Origin of the sequence: Thermosulfurimonas dismutans, assembly GCF_001652585.1 — a bacterium.
GTDB classification, from domain to species: domain Bacteria; phylum Desulfobacterota; class Thermodesulfobacteria; order Thermodesulfobacteriales; family Thermodesulfobacteriaceae; genus Thermosulfurimonas; species Thermosulfurimonas dismutans.
The window spans coordinates 23,880-36,511 of sequence record NZ_LWLG01000008.1; the positions used below are offsets into that span (position 1 = coordinate 23,880).

General features: G+C 35.5%; 9 protein-coding genes. 2 read left to right on the top strand and 7 right to left on the bottom strand.

Annotated elements, in window-relative coordinates:
* Window positions 1-190: 190 nt before the first annotated feature.
* Window positions 191-430, top strand: coding sequence for a helix-turn-helix domain-containing protein (locus tag TDIS_RS06180; RefSeq protein WP_068670416.1), 240 nt, complete (start codon window positions 191-193; stop codon window positions 428-430).
* Window positions 411-2,018, top strand: coding sequence for a recombinase family protein (locus TDIS_RS06185; RefSeq protein WP_068670417.1), 1,608 nt, complete (start codon window positions 411-413; stop codon window positions 2,016-2,018). Before TDIS_RS06180 ends, TDIS_RS06185 begins: the two co-directional genes overlap by 20 nt.
* Before the next feature lie 22 nt (window positions 2,019-2,040).
* On the opposite strand, the gene TDIS_RS11560 is transcribed toward TDIS_RS06185, so the two are convergent.
* The 7 genes from TDIS_RS11560 to TDIS_RS06225 all read right to left on the bottom strand — a co-directional run bounded on the left by TDIS_RS11560 (window position 2,041) and on the right by TDIS_RS06225 (window position 12,627).
* Complete coding sequence (locus TDIS_RS11560) at window positions 2,041-2,439, bottom strand: PIN domain-containing protein (RefSeq protein WP_068670419.1); 399 nt, start codon at window positions 2,437-2,439, stop codon at window positions 2,041-2,043.
* Window positions 2,436-2,684 (bottom strand): ribbon-helix-helix protein, CopG family, encoded by a 249-nt coding sequence (locus TDIS_RS06195; RefSeq protein ID WP_068670513.1) that lies wholly within the window; start codon window positions 2,682-2,684, stop codon window positions 2,436-2,438. Before TDIS_RS06195 ends, TDIS_RS11560 begins: the two co-directional genes overlap by 4 nt.
* A 67-nt stretch (window positions 2,685-2,751) precedes the next feature.
* The gene (locus tag TDIS_RS06200; RefSeq protein ID WP_068670421.1) at window positions 2,752-3,096 is read right to left on the bottom strand and encodes a hypothetical protein; all 345 of its coding nucleotides are present in this window, start codon (window positions 3,094-3,096) and stop codon (window positions 2,752-2,754) included.
* A 5-nt stretch (window positions 3,097-3,101) separates the two neighbouring features.
* Window positions 3,102-6,422, bottom strand: a complete 3,321-nt coding sequence (locus TDIS_RS06205; protein ID WP_068670423.1) for a toll/interleukin-1 receptor domain-containing protein — start codon at window positions 6,420-6,422, stop codon at window positions 3,102-3,104.
* 32 nt (window positions 6,423-6,454) lie between these two features.
* The gene (locus tag TDIS_RS06210; RefSeq protein WP_068670425.1) at window positions 6,455-7,321 is read right to left on the bottom strand and encodes an SIR2 family protein; all 867 of its coding nucleotides are present in this window, start codon (window positions 7,319-7,321) and stop codon (window positions 6,455-6,457) included.
* 95 nt (window positions 7,322-7,416) lie between these two features.
* Window positions 7,417-9,258, bottom strand: a complete 1,842-nt coding sequence (locus tag TDIS_RS06215) for an ATP-binding protein (protein ID WP_068670427.1) — start codon at window positions 9,256-9,258, stop codon at window positions 7,417-7,419.
* 219 nt (window positions 9,259-9,477) lie between these two features.
* A complete protein-coding gene (locus TDIS_RS06225) occupies window positions 9,478-12,627 on the bottom strand; it encodes a DEAD/DEAH box helicase family protein (protein ID WP_068670430.1) in 3,150 nt (1,049 codons plus the stop codon).
* Window positions 12,628-12,632 lie beyond the last annotated feature (5 nt).

A 12,632-nucleotide genomic window follows, 5' to 3' on the forward strand; every position in this document is an offset into this window, starting at 1 on the left:
GCAATCAAATCAAGAACGACCCTTTTAAGGTCCTCGTTCATGTCGTCCAACCTTTCTTTATGTTATTCTAAAATCCATTCAGTAATATACATTAACATCCCTTTTGGTTCTGTCAATACCATTTTGTTATTTAGAGATACAAAAATTCCCTGTCTTTACAGAAAGGGATTTCTGGTTGTAAAATGGGGACATGATCAAATGCCATCTCTCGCGGCTTATGGGGGAGAGAAAGCTCAAGATCATAGATGTAGCCCGTGGAAGTGGAGTGCCCAGACATATGGTGGCCAAGCTGTACTACGAGACGGCCAAAAGGATTGATTTGGAAACCATAGACCGGCTGTGCCGCTTCTTTAACTGTCAGGTGGGGGATCTCTTCGAATACATTCCGGAAAAACATACCGATAAGCAGGATGAAACAAATCAAAGATAATGAAAGGCGATGCGGTCTTTATGTAAGGGTTTCCACGGTGGGCCAGGCTGAGGAGGGAGAATCCTTAGACGAGCAGGAGCAGAAGTTAAAGGCCTTTTGTGAGTTCAAAGGCTGGAAGAATTACAAGGTTTATCGGGAAGAGGGGCGCTCGGCTAAAGATACCAACCGGCCCGCTCTTCAAAGACTCCTTTCGGATATCGAAAAGGGCTTAATCAATACGGTCATTGTCAAGAAAATAGATCGTCTCTCCCGTTCCATCTTGGATTTTGAACAAATGTTCAAATTTTTTGAAGAAAAGGGCGTAGACCTGATTTCGCTAAACGAAAACTTTGATACCTCCACCGCTATAGGACGGAGTGTGATCAGGATAATTCTGGTGTTTGCTCAGCTTGAGCGAGAACAAACGGCGGAAAGAACGATAGATATTATGAAATATCGGGCCCAAAAAGGGTTATGGAACGGTGGTTATCCGCCTCTGGGCTACGATGTGAAAGACGGCGTTCTCGTACCAAATAGTGAGGAAGCAGAGGTGGTGAGGGAAATCTTTGAGACTTACCTAAACACCGGTTCTTTGAGTGAAACGGCCAAAATTCTCAACAGCAAGGGGTATCGCACCAAAAAATGGGTTACCCGTCAAGGAAAAGTAATGGGTGGAGCCAGGTTCAATAAAAACAACCTCAGCCGACTCCTCAGAGATCCCGTGTATATCGGGAAGATAAAATATGGCGGCGAAATTTATGAGGGGAGGCATCCGGGAATTGTTGACGAAGAGGTCTTTTATTACGTGCAGGAAATGCTTGACCAGAATCGTGCATCGAACACCGGTTTCAGGGCCGGTACCGAAAAATTCCTCTTAAAGGGGCTGGTTTACTGTGGACATTGTGGGTGTGCCATGGCCCCCTCTTTTGCTTACTCAAAGGGCCGAAAATATTACTACTATCGGTGCCTGGTGAATAACGACCCCAGCAAAGGTAAATGCCCTATAGGGGCCGTAAATGCCAAAGCACTTGAAGATCTGATCGTAAAAGAACTTCAATTCCTTGCTGAAAGCCCGGAGTTTGTGGACGAGGTGGTGGAGGAGGCTATTCGGGAGGAAAGGGAGGAGGGGGAGCGTTTAAAAAAGAAAAAACAGGCTTTGGCAAAAAGACTACAGGAAGTAGAAGGTAGCGCTCGCAAAATGATGAACCTTCTTGAGGGGTTGGAAGAAACGGACCCCCGTTTCGCTTTTATACTCCAGAAACTAAAGGAACTTGGAGAAGAACGAGACGGATTGAAAAAGGAAATCGAGCTTCTGGAATTCAAAATTAACGAGGTAGAGAACAACTATTTAAATGCCGAAAGTCTCAAAGCCAATTTCAGATACTTCAAAGAGGTTTTTGAACACCTCACGCCCGAGGAGAAATACGATCTCCTACACCTTCTAATAAAGCGCATCATCTATTACGGAAAAGAAGTCCGGGACGGCCAAGAAGCGACCAAAATCAAACTCGAATTGTGGGATATCGGACCTATTTCCTCGGGGGAGAGTTTTGCTGAGCGTATCATTTGGCTCCCCGGGCAGGACTCGAACCTGCAACCTACGGGTTAACAGCCACTTTTCACCCCTCTATTTAGCATAATTTGCGTGAGAAAAACGAAGAAATCATGAGTCCGTGAGGTGCCCCGAAGGTGCCCCGCGGTGTCCCAAATAGATGTAATGGGTATTCCAAATAAATTGACTTTTGGGGTACTGCGACGCGTATATTTCTTGGGTTAAATCTCGGCGGTAAAGGCAAGGGCCATCCTATAGTTCCTGGCTCAATAGCTCCAGGAATTCTCTGGGGCTCAAAATCCGTACGCCCTGAAATTCCGAATTTTTTCCTGAGGACCCCGGCCACCTCGGCAAGAATTACCTCGCAAACGAATACTTCAATTTTTCCTTTCCTAGCAAGATCTCTCAGCTCGGCGCATACGCCACCAAAAAGGATGGCTGAAAGATACACATTGGTATCGAATACCGCTCTAATCAAAGCTCTTTACGATATTCGTGAACAAGCCTCTCTATATCCCCTTCACTCCTTAAACCCAGAGCCTCCGCCGTTTCAGCTCTCCAGGCACGAAGCTTTTCCCACCTTTCCTCTGAAGCCACATAAGCCTCAAGAGCCTCTTTCAAAATTTGACTTTTAGGAACTTTCCTGCGACGAGCCAGGTTTTCCGTTTTCTTATAGAGATCCAGTGGCAAAGAAAAATTTACAACTTTTGTGGTGCGGCCCATAGAAAAACTCCAGTAAAGAATTTTCTTTACTGAGATAATGCCCCCTCCAGAAAGAGCAACAAAACGGCTATCCTTTCTTCCCAAATTTCTTTCCAGCTCCATTGGACCTTACAAAGATTATTAAAGAAAAATCAAAATCCTCTGGCAAACCGTCTCTGTCATCTGTAAAACCAGCTCTATATAAAAGAGCTTTTTCTATAGCTTTTCTTTCTTCTAACTTCTTTATCTCCGAATAAGGTAAGATTAAAGCGAGTTCTAAGAAATTTACTTTGTTTTTGGGATAATCGAGAGAAAGCATTATTTCACGATAAAGGGCCTCATCCGGCGGAGCGATTTTGAGAAGGTTTTTCATTCTTTGTTTTTTAAGTTCGAACCATTTTTCACCGAGGTGGTTTAAGTTTATGTATGACATTTTGTTTAATTACACTTTTCACAAACTTCTTTTACGAAAAAGGTTTCAGATTTAATATATTTTTCACATATATCTTTAGCTATCTTTTTAACTCCATCATCTTCAGTTTCACAAAGATATTTGATAAATGCTTTTATTTTATCTTTTGGATATTCAAAAACTGGAGCTTTTAGCAAAATTTCACCTATGTTTTTAGCTGCTTGAATTCTGTCTCCAATTTCTATAAGTTTCTCAAGATAATCTAAAAAGAAAGAGAAAATTACAGGATCCTTTATAAATGGGACAGAAAATTTTAACCAGTTTTTATAAGGCTCAGTTAATTCTGGTAAAAATACTATTAGCTCTACAATATTAGATAAAATTTCTTTTTCTTTTTCTGAAAGATATTCCTCTCCTTTATCCTTTAGTTTATTATAAACAAACTGCCAAAAATCTAAAATTTTCTTTTTAATTTGCCTGTTTCTTTCATTGTCTTCTTTCAAGTAATCTCTTTGCCTCCAGAAAAACCATATAATTTTATTAATATCTTCTGAATCAAACTTTTCTATAAGTTTATAAAATAAACTTGATGGCTCTAAACTTTCTAAATCAATAAGATATGCTAAAGATAGATGCTCAATAAGCTTTTCTTTAGAAAAATTATTCTTAAAATTATAATTCAAACTTATTTCATAATGTTTTTTCATAAGATCATAAACTTCATTATTAATACGTCCAATAGCAAAATATCCTTCCATAAAAGCTTCCCAAATTTCTTCTCCTTCTTTTAGAGACTTAACAATTTCTATAGTAAAATCTTTATCTATATGGAAATAAAAATTCAAAAGATACATTCCAAATAATGTGTATGCTTCAACAACTGATTTTTTCAAAAGCTCTTCATATTTTTTTATAAAATTCTTTATTATAGATTCTTTCTTATCAGATGAAGACCGAATCACTGTAAGAATAAATTTTATATAAGTTTCAATTACCCGACCTAATGGAGTATTCAAAGAATAAAAAATGTGGTCAGATATTTCTTGAGCTGGTTTTTCAATTTGTAATTTTTCCAATATTAAATGAATAAGTTGTTCCACCTTTTCAAAAAGTTCTTCTGGAATAGGATAAGTTTTATTTTGAAATCCTTCAGTTATAAAAGAACAAAAAGCACTAATAACCCATGTATGTTTGGCAGAGAGTGATGATTCAACTATATATTTATCCTGCCAAAATTCATTCCTGTTGATATATTTTTTAATAAAATCTAAAATTCTTTTGTAATCTATAAATTTGCTTTCTTTTAAGGCCTCTGTTAGTCCTTCAAGAAGTCTTGTGATATACAAATATCCTACATTAAGAAATGGTTCTAAATTTTGAGTAAATTTTTGAGGTTCAGTTTTTACAGCTGTTCTTAAATTGTCAGCAAGTGCTTCTACTGTAGGTCCCTCCCAAAAATCAGTAGTTTTAAACTCTATAAGATACTCAGCAAGGGTTATATTATCCCTTTCCAAAATTTCTTCTACACCAAGGGGAGACTTCCCCCAGCCGGTTTTAACTTCTACTTTTCCTATTGCAGGATGTAATTCTGCGTCTATTCCTGTTATTTTCTTCATTTCATCATATAAAACTTTAAATTTTTCATCATAAGACAAAGCTTTATAAATCATCTGTTTAAAAATAGCTTTCCATTTTTCTCTTTCCTTTTCATCTTTGTCTTCTAACATTTCAATATATTTATCAGCTGCTATTTCAATTTTTTCTTTTAAAAGTTCTCTTTTATTATTATCTAACGGACCAAGATTTCCCAGAACCTTTTTAAGTTCATCTCCCCAAAAAAGAAAAGCTCCTTCAAAAATTTTATCTCCTTTATCGCTTTCAATGATTCTCCAGAAAACATCTTTAAACTTGTCTATATTTTGACCAACTACAAACAAAGCTATTTTAGTAAAAATTGGATAAGATTCTTTAAAGAATGATTCTAAAATTTGTTTTACATTTTGAGGATCTTTTTTAGTTTTAATAAGCAAAATTTTGCTCAAAATATAGATAAATAACTCTACAGGTCTTTCCAATAAATAATTTGCTCCTTCATAATCATATAAAGAATTAAGTGTTCCTTCATATTCAGTTGAAACTAATTCTTTTATTCTTTTAACGAAGATACTTACAACTTTTATGGAGCATTTTTCGGCTATAATATTTAAATGCTTTTCAAAAAATTCTTTAAATAAGTAAATATCAACTTTAAGAAACTTTTTTCCATATTCTTCTTTTATTTCAGTAAGGTGCCAAATAATTTGCTCTGCTTTTTGAATATCATATAGATTATCTTTAAGGAATTTTGGAAAAAGTTTCTCCATAATTTCTATTGCTTGAAGTTCAGTGCTAAATCTGGAATCAAGCCATACAGGTATTAGATTAATAATTTCTTTTGTGATCTTTTCATTAGGCAAGTTTGATATTATTCTGACAAAAGAACTCCAGATATGGTAATTATCCAATTTTTGTGTCTGTTTATGATATTCTGTTACTTCTTTGACAATTCCTAAAAGTGCATCAATATACATTTCATTACCGGGTTCTTTTGCTTCTTGAGAAACTCGCTCTAAGTAATCCAATACATTCCAGTATGGAATTCTGTAAAATCCTTCTTTGTCAGCAGGTTCAGGACCAGGAGCTTTTTCAGGAGAGAAGAAGCCTTCTAATTTAAGAACATCAAACCATTCAATATCAAAACATTCAATAGAAGTTAGTTTAGAAAAAAAGTATCTTTCATAAACAGAAGATTCTTTTAGCAAACTTAAAGCAATTTGAACTTCTTGTCTTGTAGGTTGTTCTTTTTTTTCTTCTTTTTGTAAAATAATATCTAAATGTTTAATGTTATCTAGCACCCTTTCCTGAAATTTTAATAAACTTTTTGCTTTTTCATGATTCAAAATACGTTCTATTAATTTCTGATACTCCTCTTCATCAATAATGACTCTAGTTTTAAAAAGAGCTGCTTTTAATGGAACTAGTATAGGAGGAACTTCCTCTTCTGAAATTTCTAACCAGACAGGTAAAATTTTGCTTTTGTTTTGCGTAAGTCTGGTAAAAGCAATATCTATTTCCCTTTGAACCCATTCTTGCTTGATTGAATATTTAGATAATACAATTATAAAAAAATCAGCTTTTTGAGAGGCTTCATCTATTTTTCTAACAATTGAATCTCCAACTTTAATTTCCCAATCATCAACAAAAATTTCTGCTATACTCTTTAAATCTTCTTTCATTTTTTTTGTAAGCTCCCAAACAAAATCATGATCTTTAGAAGTATGAGATACAAATATATAAATTTTAGACATTTCTTTTATCCTCCATGAGTCTTATTTTACAGCTAATTAAAAGCTTTATCATAAATTTCAGAAAGCAATTTAATTAAGCTTGTTTTATCTTCTACTATATATGGAATAGTTTTAAAATCTAATTCCAAAACATATCTAAAATACCTTATATTATTTTTAATATTTTCCTTGTTTTTTTCAGAAATCCCTGGTATCCAAAAAACTTTTTTTCTTTTTGCATCTTCATTAAAAAATTGTGAATATATCTCCATTTCGGTTAAACTATACCCTATATATACAAAAATCATATAATTGTTGAAAATTTTTTCCCAACATTCTCGAACTTTCCTAGGTGGATTATGATAAAATTTCGCGTAATCTTCTTCCGCAAATACCCATGATTCCGGTTTATCTATTCTTCCATGAAGATAAATAATTTTGGAGTTAATAGAACAATTTTCAATGGGAATTATACTTATATGATCATCTGATAAATTGAGAGTATTTTGCAAACCTTTATCAATGTTAGTCGTGATTATTAAAATCTCTTGGTTTAAAAATTTTCCTATAATTTTAAATACTTCTTTATCTAACATATATTCAACTTCTTCAAAAACTTTCTTCATTGTATCTATGTATAAGTATTTATGACATCCTTTAAAGCACTGCATTTTTTGAGGAAATTTAAGATAGGGATCATCTAATAATCTCAAGATATGTGGCTCCACAACTCCTCTCCATATAAAAATTTCTTTTAATTTCATTATAAGCTCTTCCCACAAAGGATAACCTGCAATTTTTGAAACGCCCGCTCCTAACCAAAAGCAACATAGTTCTTTATTGCTTTTCAAATTTTCAATTAAAGTCTCTAAATGTATTTCTTCTTCTATAGAATATATAAACATCTTTTTTACACACACTTATTGCCTTTTTTAATCTATTTTTTACTAGTTCAGCTACAGCCCAATAGACTTCTTTCTTCTTCGGTTAAACCGAGGGCGTCAAAAATAATGTGTCAAATAACTTTATTACACATCCCTTTCACAATTTCAAACCAATTTTTTATTTCTTCCCATGCATTGAGTTCTTCTAAATGACTTTTAGTAATTTTCTGTGCTACTTTTCCACAAAGAAGTTTCTTGGCATCTTTTTCTTTTATCCCCTTCTTGTTTGCAACTAACTTTGGAATATCAGCATTATCCCAATCTGAAATATTTCCAAGAATAATATTAAGCTCAGTTTCAATAAGCTTCTGGGGAATATAATTCTCTATCTCTCTTTTTTTTGTCAAAAGCCCATTTGAACCATCTTTTCGCTGTTTTACTTTTTCTATTTCATTTTTGTATTTTTCATCTTCATCTCTATCATAAAGATGAAATTCAATTGCATTAGTATTTCTAAAAATGTGACGGTCAATATGATTTTTTAGTTGACTACCTCCCATTATATTGAAAGCTAATACCCCCGAATTAATGTAAACACTCAAATCGATTATTTCTTTTAGTTCTGGAATATTTTGATTAATATTTATCAAAAATTTTTCGTCAGTTTCTCCCTCAACACACCAAATAACTTTTCCAATAGTTGGCATAATTCCTAAATTTTGTATAATTTTACTAAGAATATTTTCATCAAAAATTGCAACACTTACAGAGTTATTTTCCTTTTCTATATATTTAATGCTATCAGTTGGAAGTAACCTTATAAAAGAAGGGCTGTGAGTAGTAATTAACACTTGATAAATATCAGAATTTGCTAAACCTAATAAGCTGTCTAATAAAATTCTTTGTAAATCTGGATGTAAAGAAGTTTCAGGCTCTTCAATAGCATAAATAACATGAAAGGTACTTTCCTCTTTTCTTTTTTCTTTTTCAGAAATAAAGAAACTAAGAAGAACCAACCTTCTAAATCCACTCCCTCTTTTATTAAGAGGTACACCGTCATCTGTTTTAAACCCAATTCCCTTATAGACATCTTTCCATTTTAGGTCCACAGCTGAAGGAATATCTGGTTCAATTTTAGTTTCTTGTTTAGCTAATTTTTTAAATTGTTGTATAGTACTTTCAGCGATTGATTTTATCTGATTTTCAACTTTTTCGGCTATTTTAAGGAGTTGCTCTTTAATTTCCTCATCATCTTTAAATATTCTTTCAACTGCAATTTTAAGTGGATCCTGAATTTCAGCATCTTGATCAAGATTTTTGCGATCAGAGTGAAAAAGACCATATATAGGTAAATAATTTTTTAGTTTTTCCCAAATCGCCTTAGCATCTTCTGCGTCCACTTGAATTTCAATCTTTTCAAGTTTTAAATTTCCATCTTTTTGTTTATAAAATTTTCTTATTGATTCTCTTAAGATTGCATTAATATTTCTGTTGCTACATAATATAGAGTTGTCATTCACAAATTGTTGAAGCTCGCGCCGTTTCTTTCTTAAAAGGTCTTTAAGGAAATTATCATTAACTGGATGTATACAGGCAATAGTTGTTACTACCTTCAATCTGCCCGAAAATGTAAAGGTTTTCCATACTTCCAATAACTCATCCTCGTTAAGTAAAAATTCATTTTTAAGATTTGTAGGATATCTTTCATCAATTATCAACTCCTGTGGAAAATTTTTAAAAACAATACCTATTTTGAAACTATTTTTACCTTCTGCCCGCGCATGGACATTTATATCTTCATGATTCGTTTTAACCACTCCCTTTCCATCGTTAAGAAAAATATCAATAGCTTCAAGGATAGACGATTTCCCCTGATCATTTTTTCCTATAAAAGCTGTAAAATCATCCAAAGGAATTACAACTTTTCCCTTAAAAGCTCTAAAATCTTCAAGTATAACTTTCGCAATTTTCATTCTCCTTCACCTCTTTCTAACAACTTACACTTTTGAATATTATCCTTTTTAAAACAGATGTGTTTTAAAAAAACATTTTTCTCTATTAGGCCAATTTCTTTTGGGGTTAAATTATAAAGTTTGCAAACTAAACGGTCTATTTGTTTCTCAAGGGCGGTGGTGTCGGCGGAGCAGCTGTTGGTTTGGTTTAAATAAAGAATTTTAAATTCTGCAAACATTTTATATTATTTTTTCAAACATTTTCTCAATGTATGTCTCCTTGTCATCCTTTTGAAAAAGGACATGGCGATTTTCGAGTTCTTCTTTAGTAAGGCCCCACCATTTGATATCGCTGTAAAGAGTATAAGAAACGATAAAAGAATGGAGCTTCAACTGAGGATCACCTAATTTGCGTTCTATTTCCTTGATGCTCTGATAAAATCTCAACTTGGGATCATTAGGGCCTTCACGTTTTCGGATTCCCTTGGGATCAATAAAGGCTACATGTTGAATATCTGGTAGAAGTAGCCAAAGAATAAAATCGGGGTAAAAATTTCCGGCCTCAAAAAACCCTATTCCTCTGCGGCTACGATTGCGTAAAAGATAAAGCTCCTTATTTTGGAAAAAGTCTCTATTTTTCTTGTAGAAATTCCGCAAGTCGAATAGAAAATCCCTTTCACTTTCGGAATCTAAAATCACAGGCCTTACTTCAATAAAATCTCCTCGAATATAAAGTAAAGGTTGATATAAATGGCGCCCAAAATTGATAGCTAAAATGTTTTCAAATTCGAAATCCCGTTTAAACGTTCCAGACTGGACTAGGTTCTTTAGCTCCTCCAACTTTTTCACAATATCTTCTCGTGAAGCTTCGATATAAATACGATACTTTTCAAAAAAGTTCGGATCGTCTGGTCTTAGTTCGGAAACTTCGAGATATTCATTCTCCCATTCACGCTTGCAATATGAATAATGTCTATCTAAATACTTTTTGAGAAGGGTTACCGCAATTTCCTGCCAACGACGAACTTGTTCAAAACTTTTAAATTCCATTTCTTCCCGGGGGATGTAAAGCTCGTACCACGATTTATCGGTCAGGAGCTTTGGGATTTCGTCTCTCTCAAGCCTTACATTGTGCCAGGAACGTTCGGCTTTATATTCTTGAAGCTCAAAGTAAATTTGGTCGATATCGAGAAAAGCAACGTGTTTTTCTTCGAAGAAACAAAGGTCTTTCTCTGCCCTTTGTTTGGAACCTATTCCAGCGCCACTTTCCAAAGCCTGAAGGCGGGGATACCAGTCTACAACTACTTTGTAACGTCTTAAGTATTCGGTTACTTCTCCAAAGTAAGGTTTCGGGCCATTGCGCTTAAAATCGATCCCTTCTTTTAAACGAACAATCTTTAATGGTCGGCTGCTGTTAAAATTTTTGACTACAGGAAGAATGAATTCAATGCGATCTTCATTGGTCGGGAGACCTTCTTCCTCAAGATATTCTTTAAATTGCCGCATGTAATCGGCTCTAACTCCGAAAACATTTAGCGTTTCCAAAATCTCAATATATTTAGGCGGTTCAATTCCTTCCAAACGGCGGCTTCGTTTGAGGCAGTAATCTTTACCTTTCAAGCGCACTCCGCGGCCGAATAGCTGAATAATTTGAGCTCCTTCTTTTTTTCCAATATTCATCAAGCCCATGGTGCTTACACGCCAGCTGTTCCAGCCCTCGGTAAACTTACGGGAGCCGATGAGAATGTTCACTGTGGAATCTTCCTCGTTGAGATTATGAAAGAGACTTCCAGAAATTACCTTTTCAGTAATAACCAGATTAGGATGGTTTTCACAAAGTTTCAGTAAATTCCCTGGATCACCTACATTGATAACACCAAAGGGTTCGTTATCTCCCACTTTAATGGCGATTTCGCCCTCAGCGTCTTTCAAATGTTCTAGATGCAGAGCGCCTGGAGCCTTGGTATTGAAAACGATTTCCAAAATGTCGTGATAGACCTCTTCGGCTGAAAGTTTAAGAGTATTCAAATAGCGGAAAACCCCAGCAAAGAGTTCGTGGCCTTTCTTGTCCAAAAGTCCGGAACGTCCCTGGAGAAGCTGTTCAATAATCTCTATACTTTCGGAACGATTTTTTATGAAATTTGCCAAAAAGAGCAAAATATCAAGAACGTCTGAAACTTTTCGGCCATGTTGTGTGCGTACAGCATTTACGCTGCCACCTACAAAAACCCATAAGGGCTTGGCTAAAAGGTAAGGCCGAAATTCTTCTTTTTTATCCAGGTAAAGTCTTAGTTGTTGATAGAAGGTAAGAAGCCCGGCGGTAAGATATTTTTTGCGTATGACTTCGTCGGAATCGTCTTCCAAATTGAGGATGCGATAATCCTTACCGTAACCATCTTGATAAAAATAGCGATAGGAATAGTCAAAGATGATACACTTGGCGTAAAGAGCTTCCAGTTCTTTATCGCCTTTGACGGCTTGGCCAAAAGTGGCGGAATATTCAAAGGAAAAGCCCTTCTCACAGAGTTTATCGCGCCGCGAAAGCCATGAACTTTCTTTTCCGCCGGAGGCTCCGCGGTGCCCTTCATCTACGAGGACAAGATTATTCCCTTCAAAGGTCTCTGGGGGGATGGTTTTTTCGCCGGCTTCTTCGCGAAGTTTGTGAATATCTATAATCAGGACTGTCTCCCGAGCAAAGAGCCCTCCACTTTCCTTACGGAAGATCTCCGCCGGAATGCCGGAAAGATTAAATTCTTCCAGGTGTTGAAGGGAAAGCCCTTCATTCGGCGTAAGCAAGATAATGCGGTTCAATTCTTCTGGCTTTCCATATAACCTAAGGTAGTGCAGATATTGCAGGAGGTTCACGTGCATTAAAAGTGTTTTTCCGCTTCCCGTGGCCATCCAGAAGACCAGTTTGTTGAGATCTCCCTTTTCGAAAGGTTTAAGTTCTTCCTCGGGATAATTTTCCTTGAAACGCTCAAGATAAGCATTCAGAGAATTGAGTAGCCCCTCGAGGTTTCGAAAATAGCGGTCCAGATAAATCTCCGTGAAAAGCAAAGCCAGATATTGGAAATATTTGGGATAAAGGACATGGCCTAAACGATTACGATTTTCGGTTATTTTTCTCCAATGGCGCACAATGTTTTCATCGTAACGAAGAAGATCCTCTGGTGTTAAAGGACCAGTACCCTCAATTTGCTTCACCAGCTCATGATAGAATTTAGTGACATTGTTTTCGTCAAAGCCTTCGAGTTCTGGCCGCTTCAGGGCTTGAGCCAGACTATCAAAAGAATCTTTGCCAAAAAGAGATAAAACCCAGCGATTTAATACCAGCCGCTTTTCGAAAGGCAATTTAGGTTTTGATTGATGTTTAGTTCTTTTCTTCGGCATTCTGG